Annotated in this window: 19 protein-coding genes; 13 read left to right on the forward strand and 6 right to left on the reverse strand. The window is 40.0% G+C overall.

The features are described 5' to 3' along the window. The first annotated feature begins 123 nt into the window (after window positions 1–123). Window positions 124–357: a hypothetical protein gene (locus tag ACZFYI_RS03820; RefSeq protein ID WP_462522789.1), complete on the forward strand. Its 234-nt coding sequence runs from the start codon at window positions 124–126 to the stop codon at window positions 355–357. A 47-nt stretch (window positions 358–404) separates the two neighbouring features. Here ACZFYI_RS03820 and ACZFYI_RS03825 read toward each other — a convergent pair whose 3' ends face one another. Continuing rightward, on the reverse strand, window positions 405–1319 hold the full coding sequence (locus tag ACZFYI_RS03825; protein ID WP_462522790.1) for a LysR family transcriptional regulator: 915 nt from the start codon (window positions 1317–1319) through the stop codon (window positions 405–407). Window positions 1320–1490: 171 nt separating this feature from the next. Here ACZFYI_RS03825 and ACZFYI_RS03830 point away from each other — a divergent pair, with 171 nt between their 5' ends. After that, a complete protein-coding gene (locus ACZFYI_RS03830; protein ID WP_462522791.1) occupies window positions 1491–2444 on the forward strand; it encodes a sodium-dependent bicarbonate transport family permease in 954 nt (317 codons plus the stop codon). A gap of 77 nt (window positions 2445–2521) precedes the next feature. Beyond that, window positions 2522–3046: a hypothetical protein gene (locus tag ACZFYI_RS03835; protein ID WP_462522792.1), complete on the forward strand. Its 525-nt coding sequence runs from the start codon at window positions 2522–2524 to the stop codon at window positions 3044–3046. 93 nt (window positions 3047–3139) lie between these two features. On the opposite strand, the gene ACZFYI_RS03840 is transcribed toward ACZFYI_RS03835, so the two are convergent. Further along, the gene (locus ACZFYI_RS03840) at window positions 3140–4012 is read right to left on the reverse strand and encodes an SDR family oxidoreductase (RefSeq protein ID WP_462522793.1); all 873 of its coding nucleotides are present in this window, start codon (window positions 4010–4012) and stop codon (window positions 3140–3142) included. 129 nt (window positions 4013–4141) lie between these two features. On the opposite strand from ACZFYI_RS03840, the gene ACZFYI_RS03845 reads away from it, so the two are divergent. Next, on the forward strand, window positions 4142–4957 hold the full coding sequence (locus tag ACZFYI_RS03845; RefSeq protein WP_462522794.1) for a hypothetical protein: 816 nt from the start codon (window positions 4142–4144) through the stop codon (window positions 4955–4957). Window positions 4958–5049: 92 nt separating this feature from the next. Here ACZFYI_RS03845 and ahcY read toward each other — a convergent pair whose 3' ends face one another. Both ahcY and ACZFYI_RS03855 read right to left on the reverse strand, forming a co-directional pair. Continuing rightward, window positions 5050–6369, reverse strand: a complete 1320-nt coding sequence (gene ahcY, locus ACZFYI_RS03850) for an adenosylhomocysteinase (RefSeq protein ID WP_462522795.1) — start codon at window positions 6367–6369, stop codon at window positions 5050–5052. Window positions 6370–6448: 79 nt separating this feature from the next. After that, window positions 6449–7204 (reverse strand): biotin--[acetyl-CoA-carboxylase] ligase, encoded by a 756-nt coding sequence (locus ACZFYI_RS03855; protein WP_462522796.1) that lies wholly within the window; start codon window positions 7202–7204, stop codon window positions 6449–6451. 90 nt (window positions 7205–7294) lie between these two features. Here ACZFYI_RS03855 and rsfS point away from each other — a divergent pair, with 90 nt between their 5' ends. The 4 genes from rsfS (at window position 7295) to ACZFYI_RS03875 (ending at window position 11430) form a co-directional block, all read left to right on the forward strand. Then, window positions 7295–7642: a ribosome silencing factor gene (gene rsfS / locus ACZFYI_RS03860; protein WP_462522807.1), complete on the forward strand. Its 348-nt coding sequence runs from the start codon at window positions 7295–7297 to the stop codon at window positions 7640–7642. Window positions 7643–7701: 59 nt separating this feature from the next. Continuing rightward, window positions 7702–9759 carry an ATP-dependent zinc metalloprotease FtsH gene (gene ftsH / locus ACZFYI_RS03865; RefSeq protein WP_462522797.1) on the forward strand — a complete coding sequence of 686 codons (2058 nt, stop codon included), beginning with the start codon at window positions 7702–7704 and terminating at the stop codon, window positions 9757–9759. A gap of 82 nt (window positions 9760–9841) precedes the next feature. Further along, a complete protein-coding gene (locus tag ACZFYI_RS03870; protein WP_462522798.1) occupies window positions 9842–10603 on the forward strand; it encodes a UDP-2,3-diacylglucosamine diphosphatase in 762 nt (253 codons plus the stop codon). After that, complete coding sequence (locus ACZFYI_RS03875) at window positions 10600–11430, forward strand: hypothetical protein (RefSeq protein WP_462522799.1); 831 nt, start codon at window positions 10600–10602, stop codon at window positions 11428–11430. The genes ACZFYI_RS03870 and ACZFYI_RS03875 overlap by 4 nt, the downstream gene beginning before the upstream one ends. Before the next feature lie 60 nt (window positions 11431–11490). Here the strand turns inward: ACZFYI_RS03875 and ACZFYI_RS03880 are convergent, their stop codons facing one another. Continuing rightward, on the reverse strand, window positions 11491–11919 hold the full coding sequence (locus ACZFYI_RS03880) for an FKBP-type peptidyl-prolyl cis-trans isomerase (protein WP_462522800.1): 429 nt from the start codon (window positions 11917–11919) through the stop codon (window positions 11491–11493). 217 nt (window positions 11920–12136) lie between these two features. Here ACZFYI_RS03880 and ACZFYI_RS03885 point away from each other — a divergent pair, with 217 nt between their 5' ends. Then, window positions 12137–13519: a sigma-54-dependent transcriptional regulator gene (locus tag ACZFYI_RS03885; protein ID WP_462522801.1), complete on the forward strand. Its 1383-nt coding sequence runs from the start codon at window positions 12137–12139 to the stop codon at window positions 13517–13519. Then, window positions 13509–14852: a sensor histidine kinase gene (locus tag ACZFYI_RS03890; protein WP_462522802.1), complete on the forward strand. Its 1344-nt coding sequence runs from the start codon at window positions 13509–13511 to the stop codon at window positions 14850–14852. Before ACZFYI_RS03885 ends, ACZFYI_RS03890 begins: the two co-directional genes overlap by 11 nt. Here the strand turns inward: ACZFYI_RS03890 and ACZFYI_RS03895 are convergent. Further along, window positions 14842–15561: a peptidase associated/transthyretin-like domain-containing protein gene (locus tag ACZFYI_RS03895; protein ID WP_462522803.1), complete on the reverse strand. Its 720-nt coding sequence runs from the start codon at window positions 15559–15561 to the stop codon at window positions 14842–14844. The genes ACZFYI_RS03890 and ACZFYI_RS03895 overlap by 11 nt on opposite strands. 170 nt (window positions 15562–15731) lie before the next feature. Here ACZFYI_RS03895 and ACZFYI_RS03900 point away from each other — a divergent pair, with 170 nt between their 5' ends. The 3 genes from ACZFYI_RS03900 to ACZFYI_RS03910 form a co-directional block, all read left to right on the forward strand. After that, window positions 15732–16580, forward strand: a complete 849-nt coding sequence (locus tag ACZFYI_RS03900) for a UDP-2,3-diacylglucosamine diphosphatase (protein WP_462522804.1) — start codon at window positions 15732–15734, stop codon at window positions 16578–16580. A gap of 1 nt (window position 16581) precedes the next feature. Then, the gene (locus tag ACZFYI_RS03905) at window positions 16582–17739 is read left to right on the forward strand and encodes a glycosyltransferase family protein (RefSeq protein WP_462522805.1); all 1158 of its coding nucleotides are present in this window, start codon (window positions 16582–16584) and stop codon (window positions 17737–17739) included. Window positions 17740–17950: 211 nt separating this feature from the next. Then, a partial coding sequence (locus tag ACZFYI_RS03910; RefSeq protein WP_462522806.1) for an MGH1-like glycoside hydrolase domain-containing protein occupies window positions 17951–19923 on the forward strand: 1973 nt, incomplete at its 3' end.

Here is a 19923-nt window from a genome sequence, read left to right on the forward strand (position 1 = left end):
TCCACGCCTGATTTCCACTGAAGTCTGCCTCGAATCAAAGGCATTACCCAACTCCAAAAACCGGACAAGGTTTACTTGGAAAATACCAATTTTCAGTTTGCTTTTTCTCCGAAAAATGCTGACTTGGGAAACCTGAGAGAGACCTTCTTTGTCAATCAACTCGGACATGAACATACGGTAGAATATATCGAGAGGGGAGATTTTAGGATCAACCGCCAATATTCATTTGAAGTAGGTGGCAAAAACAAAACTACAGAACAGATTCAAGGAGTTAAAAACAGCTTTATCGCTGCTGACGACATCGAATACGGCACCGACAAAAAAATACCGTTATGGTTATTTGGATTTCTGTATTAATAATGCCCCAAGACCATGCGTGAAAGGGATTTTAAAATTGATAAACCTTAAATCCAATCAAAATTCTCCTCGATGATCCTGTTTTTTTCCAACCTGATATACTCCAGGAAGGACTCAGCGACTGGGGAGAATTTTTTATTTTTAAGAAAGATAAGGTTCCAATTGGTAACTATTGGAAGCCCTTCCACTGCGATGATTTTTAAGTCTCCGTTTTTGAGTTCATTTTTGATACCGATGAGTGGCATGATCGAGCAGCCCAAGCCTGCAATTACCGCCTGCTTTACTGCTTCATTGGAAGTAAGTTCAAGTTTTTTGGTGACAGGAATGTTATTACTTCTCAGATATCGCTCCATGGTAAGCCTTGTGCCAGAGCCTACTTCCCTGTAGATTAAAGTAATTTTTTCGAAAATATGCTTATCGACAACCTGTCCTGAAAATTCAAAATCCCTTCCTGCTACCAAAAGCAGCTTGTTTTCCATCAATTCGACTTTTTCGACCTGAAGGGCTTCAGGCAAAATGGAAACCAAAGCAAAATCAATTTCATTTTCATCCAGACTATTGAGAACCATTGCTTTGTTTGTCACATCCAGCTTAAGCTCAACTCCGGGGTTTTTCCTTATAAAATTCCCTAGAAAATAGGGCATGACATATTTCCCGGTAGAAACTACAGAGATTTTAAGTCTACCTGTCAACTGCCCATTGAATGCCATGGTCTTGTAATTTATGGCATTGACTTGGTCCACAATCCGCTCAGCGGCAATGGCTATTTCTTTGCCAAAATCAGTCACATACAACTTCCTTCCTACCACCTCTGTCAGGGGGATTTCGAACTGATCCTGAAAATTCTTGAGCTGGATCGAAACCGCAGGCTGGGTAAGATGGAGTTCCTCCGCAGCTTTGGTAATGCTTTCGGTTTGAGAAACTTTTAAAAAAACCTGTAACTGATGAAGTGTATAATGCATAAATATTTTTTATGTATTTTATTATTAATATAAATAACAATATATGATATTTACTCCAGAGTTTTGCAAAAAGTTTCAATTATCAATTAAGAATTGAATCATATTTATGCTTTTGCAAATATCCAAAAGAAAAATAAGTTATTTTGATCTAAAAAAGAATTTCCAAAAGTTATGAACATTCAATTACTGATTGACAATTTCACGAATCCTGCCCTGTTGTTTTTTATTTTGGGAATCATCGCAGTGAGGGTCAAAAGTGATCTAGAAATTCCCCCAAACTCTTCTAAATTCATTTCTCTCTACCTCTTATTCGCCATTGGGTTCAAGGGTGGGCAAGAACTCGCCCACTCGGAATTCGATTTAGGCATTGTTTGGGCAGTTATTTTTGGGATAACCGCAGCATGCCTCATCTCGCTATATACATTCTTCATTTTAAAAAGGAAACTGAGCATCGAAAACTCCGGTGCAATTGCTGCCGCTTATGGTTCAGTGTCGGCGGTTACCTTTGTGACTGCAGTATCATTTCTTGAAATCCAACAGGAGGCATTCAGTGGACACATGGTGGCTATTATGGCTTTGATGGAAGCCCCTGCCATTATCATCGGGGTATTGTTGGTAAAATTATTCGGTGAAAACAATTCTATGAAAATGCGCAAAGTAATCAGCCATTCCTTTACCAATGGCTCGGTTTTACTTATTTTGGGAAGTCTTGTTATCGGTTTTTTGGCGAGTGAAAAAGACGCTGAAGGTATCAGGCCTTTTACCACAGATATTTTCAAAGGCTTTTTGGCCATATTCCTTTTGGATATGGGCATTACAAGTGGTAAAAAATTAAAGGACTTCTTTGACTCAGGAAAGTTCACTGCGGTTTTTGCAGTGGTAATACCCTTATTAAATGGCTGTTTAACGGCTTTTTTGAGCGGGTTCGTTACCTCAAATATAGGAGACAGGTTTATGTTCGCAATTTTGGCGGCTTCTGCTTCTTACATCGCAGTTCCTGCTGCAATGAAAATCGCAGTACCGAAAGCGAATCCCGGAATATTCCTCCCCATGGCTTTAGCTGTAACTTTCCCATTTAATATCACCTTAGGATTTCCTTTGTATTATATGGTAGCAAGTATGTGATAAAAAAAATGAGATAGATGCTTGGGTATTTCTTAGTTTTCGATATATTCGCCCATCACCCCAAGTTTATCTATCTCATGAGAAAGTCAATTAAATCCATCAGCTTGCTATTGCTATGCTCTTTTTTCAGTTTCCAAAGCTTCGCCCAAATAGAATATGACATTCAGGAAGCCATAAATTCATACTACAGTGCCAAAATGTGTGATGATTACCAGACGCTTTTAGGCTTTACTTATCCGGATGTTGTAGAAAAAGCAGGAGGATCCGAAAATGTTCTCAAAGCAATTGAATTGATCCACGAAACCCAAAGGAAAAAAGGCTTTGTACTACAGGAATTCAAAAGCAAGCCTCCAATTCAGCTGACCAAAACCAGTGAAGAAACCCATGCCATCGTGCCCGTAACTACTGTATCGAAAGTTCCCGGAGGGAAAGTATTCAACGAAGGACATATCATTGTCGTGGGTACAGAAGAAAATTCGAGATGGTATATCATAGAAACCACTTCTCTTGATGACGGAAATGTCAATAAAGTTTTGGCGAGTTGGGACAACACGATGTTGATTCCTTTCAAAAAAGCGCCGATCTATAAAGAGGATAAATAAAACCAAAAAACACCCAGATTTGGGTGTTTTTTTGGTTTTACATATTTCTGATTTTCCACTTTGCTTTCATATAGCCCCAAATCACTTTGGGGCTCATGCCTTTTTTCCTCTTGAAGCTTCCATCATATCCCAAAGCTCTTGGGGAATGGCGTCTAAGTTATTGAATTCACCCGCTCCCATCAGCCATTCTCCACCATCTATGGTGATCACCTCTCCATTGACATAAGAAGAGAAATCAGACACCAGATAGGCCGCAATGTTGGCCAATTCCTGATGGTCACCTACCCTTCCCACCGGTACTTTTTTGGCAGGATCAAATTTCTTTACCAAATCTCCCGGGAGCAGTCGACTCCATGCCCCTTCAGTTGGAAAAGGTCCGGGTGCAATGGCATTTGACCTGATTTTATATTTTGCCCACTCGACAGCGAGTGACCGGGTCATCGCCAGTACTCCGGCTTTTGCAGCGGCACTTGGTACTACATATCCTGAACCTGTCCATGCATAGGTGGTGACGATATTCAGGAAAGTTCCGGGTTGCTTTTCTTTGATCCAATATTTCCCCGCAGTCAAAGTCACATTGGAAGTTCCTTTGAGCACGATATCCAACACCGTATTGAAGGCATTAGTAGAAAGTCTTTCTGTTGGGCTGATGAAATTGCCGGCGGCATTGTTGAGCACCACATCCACTTTCCCGAAATGGGCTACGGCATCGGCCCACATTTTTTCGACCTGATCGATTTCTCTCACATCGCAGGCAAGTGCAAGAACTTTTCCACCGGTAGCGGCTTCCATTTCCATGGCGGTATTTTGGAGAACATCCAATTTTCTGCTTGTAATAATCAAGTTGGCTCCAAGTTTCAAAAAATAGAGCCCCATGGACTTTCCAAGGCCTGTACCTCCGCCTGTGACGAGGATGGTTTTTCCAATTAAAGCACCATCTTTAAGCATTCCATCTGTATATGACATATTTATTTGGGATTATTTACCGTTGAAGATAGGGAATAGAACCTCCAAAAAAAAGAGCTGTACCGATCTTCCCAATATCATTTTATATCCAAAACAAAGGAATTAGATTTACAAAAAGAAACCTCTTCCATGAATAGAATTACCTTCTTTTTACTCCTGTTCTTGATGGGCTCCTGTTTTGGGGATATCGAAAAGGACATCAGTACCGATTTGCAGTTTGAGGGAAATGAGATTTTTGATATTTCCTTGTCACTTGAGGAATCTCTCTTTTTCCCATTCCAGACATTGGACTATTTCCTCCTTACAGAAAGTCTCGACATTCCAGGATGTCCGGATGTTACCGTTGATGAACGTTTGAAAAAAGTGACTTTGGATTTTTCTGAAAAAGAAGAATGTACCAATAGCCCTTTTGTCCAAAGATTAGGAAAGATCCACCTTCAATTTATTTCAAACTCCGGTTTGGAATCTACCGTGAGACTAGAATATGAAGATTACTCTGTTCAGGGAATAAAAATCGAAGGAATACGGGATTTTAAGCGGTCAAACAGTTTACTGAATCCTAATATTAGGACAGAAACTTTTCAAGATCTTTTGATCCTAAATAAGATTAATTCTTCTTCCAGAATAAATGGCAATTATACTTACCAATTGGTTCTCCTAAACGGGATCTTGACAGGATTTTCAAGAACCGGGGAAATAGAGGGTAGAAATATAGCCGGAAGGCCTATCAAAATGACCCAGACAGCTGCCAAGAGTTATACTGTTTCTTGTATCAAGAATGGATTGTTGTTACCCGGGCAAGGATCGGAAAATTGGCGGGTTTTCAGAAGCGAAACACAAGCTACCGAACACAAATTGGTATATACTTCAGAGCAACAGTGTAATGCTACTGCTACGATTACGTTGGATGATGGCCGCCTGATGGTTTTTAGATTGACCGAATGAGTTAGAATTTCTGAATTTAACTTGATGATTTCAACATAAAAAAAGCCTTCAGAATCTCTCCTGAAGGCCTTTTTATGGATTTTGATAAGATATTAATACCTATAATATTCCGGCTTAAATGGTCCCTGAGGCGTCACTCCGATATAAGAAGCCTGATCTGCAGACAATACATCAAGCTCAACACCTAATTTGGATAGGTGCAAAGCAGCTACTTTTTCGTCAAGATGCTTTGGCAAAACATATACGCCAGGCTCATATTGGTCTGTATTCAGCCAAAGTTCCAATTGTGCCAAAGTCTGATTGCTGAATGAATTGGACATTACAAAGGATGGGTGACCTGTGGCACAGCCAAGGTTTACCAACCGTCCTTCTGCAAGGACAATGATTTCTTTTCCTTCGAGGGTGTAAAGATCGACCTGTGGTTTGATGACATCCTTGGTCTGACCATAATTCTTGTTCAGCCAAGCCATATCAATTTCATTGTCAAAGTGGCCGATGTTACATACAATGGCTTTATCCTTCATGGAAAGGAAATGCTCTTTGGTGATGATGTCTTTGTTGCCTGTGGCAGTGACCACAATATCAGCTTCCTTCACAGCATCCACCATTCTTTTTACTGCAAAACCGTCCATAGCTGCCTGCAAAGCACAAATCGGGTCAATTTCGGTTACAATTACCCTTGCTCCTGCACCTCGTAGAGAAGCGGCAGATCCTTTTCCAACATCACCATAACCTGCCACAACAGCTACTTTTCCTGCCATCATGATGTCAGTTGCCCTTCTGATCGCATCTACCAAAGATTCCTTGCAACCATATTTGTTGTCAAACTTAGACTTGGTAACAGAATCATTGACATTGATCGCAGGCATCGGAAGGGTGCCGTTTTTCATCCTTTCATAAAGTCTATGAACGCCGGTGGTAGTTTCTTCAGAAAGTCCTTTGATACCGGCAACCAATTCAGGATAGTTGTCCAACACCATATTGGTAAGGTCTCCTCCATCATCAAGGATCATATTCAATGGTTTTCTGTCTTCGCCAAAGAATATCGTCTGCTCGATGCACCAATCAAATTCCTCTGCTGTCATGCCCTTCCAGGCATAAACAGAAATACCGGCAGCAGCAATCGCCGCAGCAGCATGGTCTTGTGTCGAAAAAATATTGCAGGATGACCAGGTCACTTCCGCTCCCAAAGCAGTCAATGTTTCAATCAAAACCGCTGTCTGAATAGTCATGTGGAGACAACCTGCAATTCTTGCTCCTTTCAATGGCTGAGATGGACCATATTCCTCTCTGATAGCCATCAAGCCGGGCATTTCAGCTTCCGCCAATTTTATTTCTTTTCTTCCCCATGCTGCAAGGGAAATGTCTTTCACTTTGTATTGGACAAATTTTTCTGATTTGATTTCAGACATAGTTGTATGATTTAATTAATTGAATTTCAAATTGAAAACGCAAAGTTAGGATTTTTGTACCCAAAATAAAATTTGCCGGTTACAAGAACGAGACTTCTTTTAGTCCATAAAAACAATCTCTCCCATCTCTTTTTTCGATATTCAGTTTGCCGTTTTCATCGATCCCTTTGATTTTTCCTTCAAAAATTTCTCCATCGTCAAACATAGCCCATTCCTCAAATCTGTATAAATGAGTCAGGTAATCGGCCTTGATCTTTTTAAATTCTTTTTTTTTAAGGATCATGTACCATCTTTCTATATTGGCTACCAGAATCCTTAACAATTCCCACCTTTCATGGTCCTGACCTGTGAGTAATTTTAGAGAAGTCACTTTTGGAAGTTCAAAAACCGATTGGTTGATATTGAGTCCAATTCCAATCACCGAATATTCAATTCCTTTTTGATTGATGATGTTTTCAATCAGGATTCCGCCAATTTTACCATCACTCTGATGGAGTATGTCATTTGGCCATTTGATTTTCATATCACCAGAATACTCCAAAAACAATTCAACCACAGACAAGCTAATAATCATATTGAGGTAAAATTGTTCGGAGGGAACCAGAAAATTGGGCTTCAACAAAAGTGAAAAAGTGATGTTCATTCCTGCTTGAGAAAGCCAAACGTTGCCCCTTTGTCCTCTTCCCTTGGTTTGGTTGTCTGTAATGATGATGCTGCCTTCGGCTATTTCCCGTCTGCGTAATCTTTCAAGCGCTTCATCATTAGTTGAGTGACAGTCTGTCAGGTAAATGACATCTTTACCAAGAAATACGGTATTGGCAAGGATTTTATACATCTCAAATTAGCTTATTTGGAAAGCAATAAAGAAATTTGTTAGTTCTTTCCCTTTTGAAAATTTAAATTGTAAAATTACTGTAAATAAATGATGACAGCAGAAGAGCTGAGCAAAATAATCGTAAAAGGAATGCAGGAGAAAAAAGCTTCCAATATTGTAGTGATGGATTTAAGAGGTGTAAAGAATGCTTTCACTGATTTTTTTGTTGTCTGCTCAGGGAACTCTGATACTCAAGTCGAAGCAATTTCCGAATCAGTAGAAGAGGTTACCCAAAATTTCAAAGAAAAACCTTGGAGAAATGAGGGGAGGCAAAACAATCAGTGGATATTAATGGATTATATCAATGTAGTCGCTCATATTTTTCTCAAAGAACAGAGAGAGTTCTATGGTTTGGAAGATTTGTGGGGAGATGCCAAAATCAAAAAAATTGAATCTTAAGCGGATTTTGAACCTTAAGAATCTAGAATCGTTTTACAAAAAGTTTGAAACACAAAATAATGGCTGATAACAAGAAGAGTAAGAATTTTATGCCCAAGACACCTGACAAGCCTAATTTTCAGCTTTGGCTGATCATTACAGCAGTCATTGTGTTGGTGGGAATTACCTGGTTTAACCAGAGGAATACCGTAATCAATATTACAAAAAGTAGGTTTGAAGACATTTATCTTGCCAATGATGTGGCCAAGGTGATGATCATCAGAAACCAAAACAGGATCGATGTGACCCTGAAGGAGTCAGCTTTACAAAATGAAAAATACAAAAGTGAGCTTGAGGCAAATAGTCCATTTTTTAATCCAACGGGACCTCATTATTCCATAGAGGTAGCTAGTGCGGAAAAATTCGAAAAAGATTTCGAGGAATTGGAAAGCAAAGTTCCTGAAGCACAGCGAATAGGATACAGCGTCAAAAATGAAGAAAGTTGGTCCAATTGGTTTGGCAGCTTCGGATTTTTGATCATACTCTTTGTATTCTTTTGGATCATGATGAGAAGGATGTCGGGACCTAGCGGTCCGGGCGGACAGATTTTCAATGTAGGCAAATCCAAAGCCCAGCTGTTCGATGCTGAGAATAAAGTCAAAATCACTTTTGATAACGTCGCAGGATTGGATGAGGCCAAAGAAGAAATTCAGGAGATTGTCGAATTCCTCAAAAACCCCGGGAAATTCACCAAACTAGGAGGAAAAATCCCCAAAGGAGCTTTGCTCGTAGGACCTCCGGGAACAGGTAAAACCCTTTTGGCTAAAGCTGTAGCGGGTGAGGCGGGAGTTCCTTTCTTCACACTTTCCGGATCTGACTTCGTGGAGATGTTCGTCGGAGTAGGTGCTGCAAGGGTAAGAGATTTATTTAAGCAGGCAAAAGAAAAAGCGCCATGTATCATCTTTATTGATGAGATAGATGCGATAGGCAGATCCCGAGGAAAAGGACAAATGCCGGGATCCAATGACGAAAGAGAAAACACCTTGAACTCTTTATTGGTAGAAATGGACGGATTTGGCACAGATTCCGGTGTAATTGTGCTTGCTGCTACCAACAGACCCGATGTCCTTGATACAGCCTTGTTGAGACCGGGAAGGTTTGATAGACAGATCAGTATTGACAAACCGGATATCGTAGGAAGGGAGGCGATTTTCAAAGTGCACCTTGCCCCGATTAAAACCGGTGAGGACATAGATCCCAAAAAGCTAGCTGCCCAAACCCCAGGGTTTGCAGGGGCTGAAATAGCAAACGTATGTAATGAAGCTGCCTTGATCGCCGCCAGAAGGAGTAAGACAGCTGTAGATATGCAGGATTTCCAAGATGCCATTGACAGAGTCATCGGTGGTTTGGAAAAGAAAAGCAAAATCATTTCTCCGGAAGAAAAGAAAATTGTGGCCTACCATGAAGCAGGTCATGCTGTGGCAGGATGGTTTTTGGAACATGCTGATCCATTGGTCAAAGTGAGCATAGTGCCTAGGGGAATTGCGGCATTGGGTTATGCCCAATACCTTCCAAAGGAGCAGTTCCTATACCAGACTGAGCAATTAATCGATGAAATGTGTATGACCCTTGGCGGAAGGGCTGCTGAAGAAATCATCTTTAGCAAAATTTCCACAGGTGCCTTGAGTGACCTTGAAAGGGTTACAAAAATGGCCTACTCCATGGTTTCTGTTTATGGTATGAATGATAAAATCGGAAACGTTTCATTTTATGACAGCAAAACAGCAGATTACAGAATGACCAAACCATATTCTGAAACTACTGCTGAAACTATTGATGAAGAAGTAAGGAAGCTTGTAGCTTCAGCCTATGAAAGGACCAAGTCATTGCTTAGAGGAAAAAAAGAAGAACTTGAAACATTGGCCAAAGAGCTATTAGAAAAAGAGATTCTTTTTCAATCTGATTTGGAAAAACTGATAGGAAAAAGACCATTTGCAAAGGAAACAACCTACGAAGCTTACACTAAAAAACCGGAAAAAAAGGATAAAATCACTGCACCTGCAGAGGAGAATGGGAACGGTAAGGCTGGACACAGTGATGACAAAGAACCTCTGAAAGTGGAAGAAAGCGAGGATTAACACAAATAATATCTCAATAAGAAGCCTCCAATTTGGAGGCTTTTTTATTTTCCTGCTAACTTAGCGCCTTTCCATATCAACAATGAATCTTAGACTTCAAGAAAAAAAAATATTTTTTGCATCGGATTTCCATCTTGGAGCTCCAGATGAAAAAAGCAGCAAGGAACGGGAAAAAAAGATTATCAAATGGCTTAATGAAATCCAAGATGATGCGGCTGCGATTTTTCTGGTTGGGGATATATTCGACTTTTGGTTTGAATATGAGCATGTAATCCCAAAAGGGTTCATCAGGTTTATGGGTAAAATTGCCGAGTTACGGGAAAAACACATCCCGATTTTCTTTTTTACAGGAAATCACGACCTATGGATGAAAGATTATTTTACAAAAGAACTTGGCATTCCTGTATTTCATCATCCCATCGAGGTTACAGTTGAAAAAAGCAAATTCCTTATCGGGCATGGGGACGGACTGGGTCCGGGTGACAAATCTTATAAAGTGCTAAAGAAGATTTTTACTAATCCCTTTTGTCAGTGGGCATTCAAATGGCTCCACCCTGACATTGGAATGCGTATAGCCAACAAATGGTCAAGCAATAGCAGGATCACCAATGTGGTAAAAAACGAAAATGAATTCAAAGGGGATGATGAGTGGCTTTGGTCTTATTGCAAACAGGTAGAGCAAAGCAAGCATTTTGATTATTACGTTTTCGGTCACAGACACCTACCGCTTGATTTGCCGGTTGGTAAGAAATCCAGGTATTACAATCTTGGTGAATGGGTTACCCATTATACTTATGGTGTATTTGATGGTAAAGAATTTCAAATTAAAAAGTTTGAATCTTGAAAGTTTGGCTGATCATATTATTACTCCTTTTGGGGAATTGGCAAAAAGCTTTTTCACAGGATTCCGAATGGGGTAATTTTGAAGTCATCAATTTCCCAAGATTGGATAAAGTGTCTCTTGATAATCAAGGCTTTATTTTCTTGACAGACTTGGAAGGCAATCTGTATCAATACAACAAAACGGGAAGGTTGATCAATAATTTTTCACCACACAGGCAGGGCAGGATTAGCCAATTGGAAGCAGCGTGGACAATCAATATTTTTACTTTCTCCACAGACCTTCAGGAATACAGGATTTTGGACAGGTTTATCAATCCTGTTGCCGAAAACCGGATCCCACTGAATCTGATTACCCTTGCCAAAGTCGCCACCATTGGAAACAATAATATTATTTGGGTATTTGATGAGGCGGACCTCTCCCTCAAGCAATTTGACTATATAAGAAATGAAGTGGTCCAACATCAGCCTTTGAATCTGATCCTTGACAGGTCATCTCTTGAAATTACGGGAATGAGAGAATACCAGAACCTGTTATTTATCAATATTAAAAACGAAGGGATTTTTATATTGGATAACCAAGGTAATCTGATAAAAAAAATCAGGGCATTGCCAACGCAAGGTTTTGGGTTTTTGAAGAACCAACTGGTTTTCATTGAAAATGAAAAAGCCATTTTCATGGACATTCAATCTGAAAAACAGGATATTTTTAAGCTTCCTGAAGATTTCGATGCATTGGGAATATTGGCAAATCAGCAAATGATCCTGCTATATAATTCGAGTCAGATCAGAATCTACCCAAAAAATGAATCGCCTTTGAAAGGTTTTTAATAAAAGGGAAACATAAGACAAAAGCCTTATACTCCCCTTTTCGAATTTTTTTATTCGGAATTACCCGATTTCTACCAAAGTGATATCAAAAATAAGGTCCTCACCAGCCAAAGGATGGTTAGCGTCCAACACTACTTTTTCTTCATCAACATGAACCACTTTCACAGGAACAGGCTGTCCAGCTTGATTTTGTAGGGAAAGTTCCATTCCTATCTCAGGTTTGATGTCAGCAGGAACCTGACTCATAGGAATATCAATCATCATATCCGGTCTTTTTTCGCCATATGCCTCAACAGAAGGAATTGTGACACTTTTCATCTCTCCGATTGCCATCCCTGATACGGCGGCATCAAATCCTTTGATCATATTTCCATCACCGAGTACGAACCCGAGAGGCTCTCTATTGGATGAAGAATCGAATACGGTTCCGTCTGTAAGTCTTCCAGTGTAATGTACTTTTACAGCGTTTCCTTTAGTTGCAACTGACATATTATATCGTTTTTTTTTAGAAATGTCAAAGGTAAGACTTTTTGTAAGGGATCAAAAACCATTTTAACCAATAGGCGGACAGTGTCCGATTTTGTATTACTTGTGTTCTAAAATGAACATATTGTTTCTATATTTACAGTCCTGAGTCTTGAAAATGATGCTTTTGATTGATGGCATCATTTTCTCATATAGGTCTGAACCAAATAATCCGAATACCATGGAAAACCAACCACTAGGAAAAATCCTGATCATAGATGACAATGAAGATTTACTTTTTGCGGCGAAAATGTTCTTGAAAAAACATGTCAAAGAAGTCACTATCGAAAAAGATCCAAGACGCATCCCTTTTTTGGTAAACAACAATTCCTACGATGTGATCCTATTGGACATGAATTTCACTGATGACACCACATCAGGCAAAGAAGGATTTCATTGGCTCAAACAGATCAAAGAGATCGATCCTAAAGCAGTAGTGATTTTGATAACGGCTTTTGGTGATGTGGAGATGGCTGTTCGCGCACTCAAGGAAGGTGCTACCGACTTTATATTAAAGCCATGGCAAAATGAAAAACTCCTTGCGACGCTGACAGCGGCATCCCGGCTAAAGGAAAGCTACAATCAGGTCGAAAAACTATCCTCTAAGCAAAAGCAGCTCCAATCAGAGCTTAAAAAACCGTATTCAGACATCATAGGCGCAAGCGCCTCGATGAAAAATATCTTTTCGATCATCGACAAAGTAGCTCAAACGGATGCCAATATCCTGATTTTGGGCGAAAACGGGACAGGAAAGGAATTGATCGCAAGAGCCATCCACGACCGATCCAATAGAAAAGATGAGATTTTTGTAGGTGTAGATATGGGATCGATTACTGAAACCCTTTTTGAAAGTGAACTATTTGGACATAAAAGAGGGGCTTTTACAGATGCAAAGGATGATAGGGCGGGCCGGTTTGAAATCGCTGATAACGGCACCCTGTTTCTTGATGAAATCGGAAACCTCAGTATGCCATTGCAATCAAAGCTCTTGACGGTACTACAGCGAAGAGAAGTCACGAGAATCGGCTCAAATAAGGCGGTCCCCATTGATATCCGATTGATCTGCGCCACCAATATGCCTGTGCATGAGATGGTGATGGACAATACCTTCCGGCAAGATTTACTTTACAGGATCAATACGGTGGAAATTTTTCTTCCCCCTCTCAGAGAAAGGCAGGATGACATCCCAACCCTTGCCAACCATTTCCTGAAGTCCTATTCACAGAAATACCGCAAAGATTTCAAGGGTTTTACTGCTTCAGGCCTTCAATTGCTACAGAAATACAATTGGCCCGGAAATATCCGTGAACTTCAGCATGCCATCGAAAGGGCCATCATCATGGCTGAAGGAGATATGCTTGACAGCAGGGATTTCTTCTTCCTTTCTGCAAAACCAACCAATGAAAAAATTGCCGCAACCGCTACTTACAATCTCGATGAAATGGAAAAAAGCACCATTCAGAGAGCCATTGATAAAAATGGGGGTAATATCTCAAAAGCCGCAAAAGAGCTTGGGCTAACCCGGGCTTCTTTGTACAGAAGATTAGAAAAATATGGATTATAAAGTAGGTCTGCTTGGTAGGATTCTCCTATTGGCAGTTTCATTGTTTTTGCTTTCCTACTTCATCCTCAATGGTGCGGGGGTTTTTGCCATTTCCCTATTTATTATTTTGGTTTTGGCCCAGATCATCTTCCTTTTGGGATATGCAGAAAGTTCCTTCAAAAAAGTCCGTCAGTTTCTCAACAACATCAAACAGGACAATTATGCCAATGTCTATCCCGTCAAATTTGATGGCACTGACACCGATGACCTGCATATTGAATTCAACGCCATACTTGCCAAACTAAAGGAAGATCAGGCGGAAAAGGAAGCGAACTACCAATATTTCCGTTCCGTTTTTCAGCACTTAAGCATCGGATTGATCACCTTTGATGAGGAAGGAAAAGTTCAGATAGTCAATACTGCGGCTAAAAGAATGCTCAGCATCCAGCAATTGGTGAATATTTCCGAAGTTGAAAATATCAACAAAGAACTTCACATCGCCATCCATACGCTGAGGACAGGCGGAAGTGAATTGATAAAAATCGCCCATCCTGATGGGATCATGCAGTTGTCTGTATATGTGATCGAGCTTGTCCTGAGGGATGTCAAATTCAAACTTGTCTCTCTTCAAAACATCCAAAGCGAACTTGAGGAAAAAGAAATGGAAGCATGGCAAAACCTTGTCCGAGTCCTCACCCATGAAATCATGAATAGCATCGCTCCGATTTCATCATTGGCCTCCACAGTAAAAGGGGACATAGAATCCAAAATCGATGCACATGCTCCGATTGATGCAAGCGACTTGGAAGATTATCTGATGGCGATCTCCACCATTGAAAAGAGAAGCGAGGGTATGATCAATTTTGTGAGTGACTTCAGAAGTCTCGCCCATATCCCGACACCAAAATTTCAGGCGATAAGGTTAAAGCTACTTTTTGACCAATTGGAAGTTTTGTTACAAAATCAATTTGATGCCCATCAAATCCAGTTCAGAAAAAGCATTGAACCTCAGGATTTGATCCTATTTGGAGATCAGACTTTGATCGAGCAGGTATTGATCAACCTGATCCAAAATGCCATTCAGGCGGTTGAGGATTCAGTAACAAGAATAGTCAGGCTTGAGGCATTTATAGATGAATCAGGGAAAATCATCATTGAAATCAGCGATAGCGGCAAGGGAATTGAAGAAGAAGCTTTGGGTAAAATTTTCATTCCATTTTTTACTACCAAAAAGAAAGGCTCCGGTATAGGCCTTAGTCTGTCAAAGCAGATCATGCGCCGACACAAAGGAAATATTCAGGTCAAATCCACCCTTGGAGAAGGATCAACTTTCAAGTTGATTTTTAATGCTTAGATGAAAATAGTCTTTTGACTTTCATTTTGAATCTTCTCCAAGGATTACTGAGATAAATTACCTCTCCAATAATAATTTGATTATCGACTTTCAAAAATTGAGTTCCTAAAAAAAGTTCTTGAGCATAGAGTTCTACTATCTTGGTTTTTGTAAAATAGCCAATAAAGGAAAAGGAAATCTCCAAAGTGGTATCCAACTCTGCTTCAATTTCAAATGAAAATTTCCCATCAAGCCCTGCCGAAACCATTTTATCGGTTCCCAAGATCCTAATTGCTGTACCGGCCAAAGGTGACTTATCATCGTCAGCATACACAAACCCAGTGATCTTGTACTTTTGGACGACGCTTTCCTTTTGTTTATTTGCTTGTTGTGAAAAACAATCAGAGTGATGAAAAACCTCCACCTTATGAACGGGCATAGCTTCTGTGGATTCGGGATTAGAAACCAATGCGATTGCAGGCATTGCTATCCTAAAAAATAAATTTGAAGGAATCTTTAATTTTCCTTGATGTAGCTGCTCTTTTTTAAAAATTCCACAAGTTGGAGTACTAGTTTCTTTTACTTTCGATAATACTTTTTCCCTATCAGTAGTCCTAAAATCCAAGACTTCTTTTTGACATATACTGCAGTCAAAGCCATTCTTGCTATCAGAAAAAATCCTATCCTTTTTTGTGCATGGTTTTGGAACATATAGGTAGTTTTTAGGCATTATTTCTATCTTTTTAATTGGCTAGAAAAGTAATTTAGCAGCCGATTTAACCTTTTCTTAACTTTCTAATTACAAATAAAAACTAAAATACTAAAATATTCTCATTTTCATAACACCCTTTTCATAACCAGTTTATAGGCGGTTTTTAAATTTGGAAAAAGCAAATCCATTTGAAAACCAAATTTAAAACTATCGTCATCTCGGATGTGCATCTTGGCACCAAGGGATCAAAGGCCAAAGAGGTGGCAAGGTTTCTCAAGCAATATACTTGTGAAAACCTCATCCTCAACGGAGACATTATCGACGGCTGGCAACTGAAAAAGTCCGGCTCATGGAAGCGGAAGCATACCCGCTTTTTCAACAGAATGCTCAAAATGATGGAGGACGACCACACCAAGGTGTACTACCTCCGAGGCAATCATGATGACTTTTTGGATCAGATACTTCCCCTTCAGATTGGAAATCTTTCCATTCAGGCAGATATGATTTATGAGAGCTGCGGAAAGAAATATTTTATCACACATGGGGATATTTTTGACAGTATTACCACTAACCTAAGGTGGATAGCCTATTTGGGAGATGTGGGCTACACTTTCCTTTTGTGGCTCAACAGGCTGGTGAATTACCACAGAAGAAAGCGGGGACTGCCATATTTTTCCCTGAGCCAATATATCAAGGGAAAGGTAAAAACTGCCGTTTCCTATGTTGACCAATATGAGGAAGAGTTGGCAAAAATGGCCAAATCAAAAGGCTGTGATGGGATCATCTGCGGGCATATCCACAAAGCCGAAAACAGATCCATAGAGGGTATCACCTACCTCAATTCAGGTGACTGGGTCGAGACTATGAGCGCTTTGGCAGAAGACCATGATGGAAACTGGCAGCTGATTTTCTATAATGAGATAGATTTCAAAGTAAAACAGGGACATGAAAAGACTCCTTCAGAAACTATTCCTGAATTGAAATTAGTGGCCTTCAATAAGTTTGATAATGACATCAAGATTCCCAATTTCTTCTAAATTGAAATTCTTATTTATTATCCAAGGGGAAGGCCGCGGGCACATGACGCAGGCTATTTCCATGTTCCAGATACTTGGCGAAATGGGGCACGAAGTATGTGCTGTAGGTATCGGGAAAAGCCAAAGAAGGGAAATCCCCGAATTTGTTTCAAAAAATATACAGACACCTATTTTTCTCTTTGATAGTCCAAACTTTGAGACAGACAAATCGCAAAAATCCATCAACCTCCGAAAAACCATTTGGTTTAACCTATTGAAATCAAAAGCTTTTAAAAACAGCCTTGACCGTATTGACCAATTGGTAAAAAAGCACAGACCGGATGTCATCTTGAATTTCTATGATGTTTTGGGAGGAATTTACAATGCGCTGTACAGACCGGATTGTCAGTTTTGGGTCATCGGACATCAGTACCTCATCCACCACCCTGAGTTCCCATTTGCACAAGGCCAACCTCTTCAGAAACTACTTTTCAAAATCAATACCCACATCACCTCTATGGGCGCCGATTCGATTTTGGCACTTTCTTTCAGGAGTTTACCCCCGCATCAAATCAAGAATCTGCATGTGCTTCCTCCTTTGCTGAGAAAAGAAGTTAAAAATCTCAGACCGACCGAAGGTGACTTTTTCTTAGCCTATATGGTCAATCCAGGGTATGCTGAAGAAGTTATCACAGAAGCTAAAAATAATCCTGAAATCAAAATTGAAGCCTTTTGGGATAAGAAAGACGAACCTAAAGTCCAACAACCTTTGCCAAATCTTACCATTCACCTTGTTGATGACAAGCTTTTTTTAGAAAAAATGTCAGCATGCAAAGGACTCCTTTCTACGGCAGGTTTTGAGTCTGTATGCGAAGCCATGTACCTTGGCAAATTCGTTATGATGGTTCCGGTAAAAGGCCAATATGAGCAAGCATGTAATGCACTAGACGCTAAAATATCAGGTGTAGGAATCATTTCAAAATCATTTGACTTTCAAAAATTCGAAACGGTTTTGATGTTTAAGTCACCTCAAAAAAATCAAAACCAAGATTGGATCGACAGTTTCCAATATAGATTGGAGCATGCCATGCAAAATTCTTTCAATAAAGAAAATGAGAAGGAGGATTTTTCTGTAAATGTGAACAAGGGCAAAAAGCGAATAGAACCTTCTTTTTCTTGAGATTTCTTGCACTATTGTTAATTTTTCTAAGATTTAAGGAAACTATTTATTCAGCAAAAGAAAATCGCTGAAATTAATACACTGACAAAGTGTGATTTAAAACGATTGCGGTAAAAAAAACTTCAAAAAATAGTTCTTCATATTGACTTTTCCTGAACCAAGAAACACAAAAAATGGTAAATTCGGTTCTGGCAATCAGGAAAACGCATCAATGAATACAGAGAAATTAAGGCTTGAGGAAGACCGTGACGGAAAAAAACATTGGAAAAAATGGGGACCTTACCTTACAGAAAGACAATGGGGAACTGTGAGGGAAGACTACAGTCCCAATGGTGCTGCCTGGGATAATGTCACCCACGATGAAGCCCGAAGCAAGGCTTACAGATGGGGCGAAGAAGGTATCGGAGGCATCTCCGATCACAAACAAAATCTTTGTATTGCCTGGGCTTTTTGGAATGGCAAAGATCCGATCATTAAAGAGCGCCTCTTTGGACTGACAGGGCCACAGGGAAATCATGGGGAAGATGTAAAAGAACTTTACTACTACCTTGATTCTACGCCAACCCACAGCTATATGAAAATGCTGTACAAATACCCGCAGAATGAATTTCCTTATTCCCTGATCAAGGAAGAAAATAAAAAAAGAAGCAAAAACGACCCTGAATTTGAAATCATTGATACAGGGATTTTTGACGATGATGCTTACTTTGACATTTTTATAGAGTATGCCAAAAGGGACGTGGAGGATATTTCAGGGTTTGCCACTATCCATAACCGGGGCAAAGAAAACGCGGAAATATGGGTGATGCCAACCTTTTGGTTTAGAAAGACCTGGCATACCGGACATGAACCATTTATGCCCAAGCTTTCAAAAGTTGAAGAAAATGGTATTAAAGCATTTTCACCCAAAAACGGAAATTATTTCATAAGCTTCGATGGGAATCCCGACATCAAGTTTTGCGACAATGAAACCAACAGAGAACGGCTATACCATATCCCAAATGATAAAAAATACCTGAAAGATGCAATCAACGATTACGTAGTACACAGATATTCACAATATTTGAATCCTTCAAATTATGGGACAAAGGCAGCCGCAATCTACAAACTGACTATCCCTGCAGGAGGTTCAAGTGTGGTCAAGTTTAGGATGATGCATCAAAAATCGGCTTCAGGAATCGCGCAATGTGACGAAATCCTGAAAGAAAGACAACGAGATGCTGATGAATTCTACGCCGAAATCCAACACCGTGTCAAAGATGATGACATGCGTTTGGTCCAACGACAGGCATATGCCGGCATGATGTGGGGCAAGCAGTTTTATTATTATAATGTCGAACGCTGGCTGGAAGGAGATGCAGGAAGATACATTCCACCCAAAGAGCGAAAAAAAGGACGCAACAGTGACTGGAGGCATTTATACAATCAGGATATCATCTCTATGCCTGATAAATGGGAATATCCCTGGTATGCTGTCTGGGATTCAGCTTTCCATTGTATTCCGATTTCGAGGATTGATCCCGATTTTGCCAAAGACCAACTGTTGCTGTTTTTGAATGAATCCTACATGCATCCCAATGGACAGATTCCGGCTTATGAGTGGAATTTCAGCGATGTCAATCCTCCGGTACATGCCTATGCAGTCCAAAGGGTCTACCAGATAGACAAGAAGATGAGGGATGGCAAAGGTGATCAGGAGTTTCTGGAGAGGGCTTTTCACAAACTCATGATTAACTTCACATGGTGGGTCAATCAAAAAGACAGTGACGGAAAGAATATTTTCGAAGGCGGATTTCTTGGGTTGGATAATATCTCAGTCATAGACAGGTCGCATGCACACCATTACAAAGGAAAACTCGAACAGGCAGATGCCACTTCCTGGATGGCCATGTTTTCATTGAATATGATGCGGATTTCCCTCGACCTTTGTGAATTCAACAAGACCTACCAATTCACTGCGATGAAATTTTTGGAACATTTCCTATATATCGCGGGAGCCATGAACAATATTTCAGGAGAAAAAATCAGCCTTTGGAATGAAGAAGAGAACTTCTATTTTGATATTTTCCATCTACCCGGAAAGGAACCCAAAGTGATGAAGCTTAAATCGATCGTGGGTATAATCCCATTGTTTGCAGTGGAATCCATCAGGTTGGATATGTTTGACAGTTTGCCTGAATTCAA

The organism is Aquiflexum sp., assembly GCF_977115555.1.

Bases quoted from the DNA above. Each gene is read 5' to 3' on its own strand.
- ACZFYI_RS03825 (WP_462522790.1), bottom strand. From the start codon at position 1,319: ATGCATTATACACTTCATCAGTTACAGGTTTTTTTAAAAGTTTCTCAA.
- ACZFYI_RS03830 (WP_462522791.1), top strand. From the start codon at position 1,491: ATGAACATTCAATTACTGATTGACAATTTCACGAATCCTGCCCTGTTG.
- ACZFYI_RS03835 (WP_462522792.1), top strand. From the start codon at position 2,522: ATGAGAAAGTCAATTAAATCCATCAGCTTGCTATTGCTATGCTCTTTT.
- ACZFYI_RS03840 (WP_462522793.1), bottom strand. From the start codon at position 4,012: ATGTCATATACAGATGGAATGCTTAAAGATGGTGCTTTAATTGGAAAA.
- ACZFYI_RS03845 (WP_462522794.1), top strand. From the start codon at position 4,142: ATGAATAGAATTACCTTCTTTTTACTCCTGTTCTTGATGGGCTCCTGT.
- ahcY (WP_462522795.1), bottom strand. From the start codon at position 6,369: ATGTCTGAAATCAAATCAGAAAAATTTGTCCAATACAAAGTGAAAGAC.
- ACZFYI_RS03855 (WP_462522796.1), bottom strand. From the start codon at position 7,204: ATGTATAAAATCCTTGCCAATACCGTATTTCTTGGTAAAGATGTCATT.
- rsfS (WP_462522807.1), top strand. From the start codon at position 7,295: ATGACAGCAGAAGAGCTGAGCAAAATAATCGTAAAAGGAATGCAGGAG.
- ftsH (WP_462522797.1), top strand. From the start codon at position 7,702: ATGGCTGATAACAAGAAGAGTAAGAATTTTATGCCCAAGACACCTGAC.
- ACZFYI_RS03870 (WP_462522798.1), top strand. From the start codon at position 9,842: ATGAATCTTAGACTTCAAGAAAAAAAAATATTTTTTGCATCGGATTTC.
- ACZFYI_RS03880 (WP_462522800.1), bottom strand. From the start codon at position 11,919: ATGTCAGTTGCAACTAAAGGAAACGCTGTAAAAGTACATTACACTGGA.
- ACZFYI_RS03885 (WP_462522801.1), top strand. From the start codon at position 12,137: ATGGAAAACCAACCACTAGGAAAAATCCTGATCATAGATGACAATGAA.
- ACZFYI_RS03890 (WP_462522802.1), top strand. From the start codon at position 13,509: ATGGATTATAAAGTAGGTCTGCTTGGTAGGATTCTCCTATTGGCAGTT.
- ACZFYI_RS03895 (WP_462522803.1), bottom strand. From the start codon at position 15,561: ATGCCTAAAAACTACCTATATGTTCCAAAACCATGCACAAAAAAGGAT.